The 388-nt window shown below is 68.3% G+C and carries 1 protein-coding gene and 1 pseudogene; one reads left to right on the plus strand and one right to left on the minus strand.

Going from position 1 to position 388, the window contains the following annotated elements; genetic code table 11:
• Window positions 1-116, minus strand: a 116-nt coding sequence (locus LPA54_RS41675; RefSeq protein WP_368857926.1) for a PIG-L family deacetylase, incomplete at its 3' end; no start/stop codon positions are given.
• A 148-nt stretch (window positions 117-264) separates the two neighbouring features.
• Here LPA54_RS41675 and LPA54_RS41680 point away from each other — a divergent pair.
• Window positions 265-388 (plus strand): annotated as a pseudogene (locus LPA54_RS41680) (DUF4307 domain-containing protein); the annotation flags it as partial.

The raw sequence follows: 388 nt of genomic DNA on the forward strand, positions 1-388 counted from the left end.
GTCACCACCAGCACGTCCACCCCCTCGGACACGTACTTCGCCATGGTGGCCGCGCCCTTGCTCGACTCGTCGTCGGGGTGGGCGTGCACGGCCATCAGTCGCAGCTGGTCAGTCAAGACTCAATCCTCAAGTCGTTGGGCGCCCTGTGTGCGGCGGCGCAGTCGCAGGCTTCTATAGTGACGGAACCGGGGGGCGAAAAATTCCGCAGCGCCGCTCCCGGGGACGGTCCCGGGACGCCGGTCCCTTCCTTCCGAGGAGACGATCATGAGTACGTCGAGCACGCGGCTGCCCGAGGGCCGCTACGGCCGCTCCTCGGACCAGCGTGCCGACCGCTCCCTCAAGGTCGTCGGCGGTGTGCTCGCCGTCCTGTTCACCGCCCTGATCGGCT

It is taken from the genome of Streptomyces sp. DH12 (assembly GCF_020873895.1).
Taxonomy (GTDB): Bacteria; Actinomycetota; Actinomycetes; order Streptomycetales; family Streptomycetaceae; genus Streptomyces.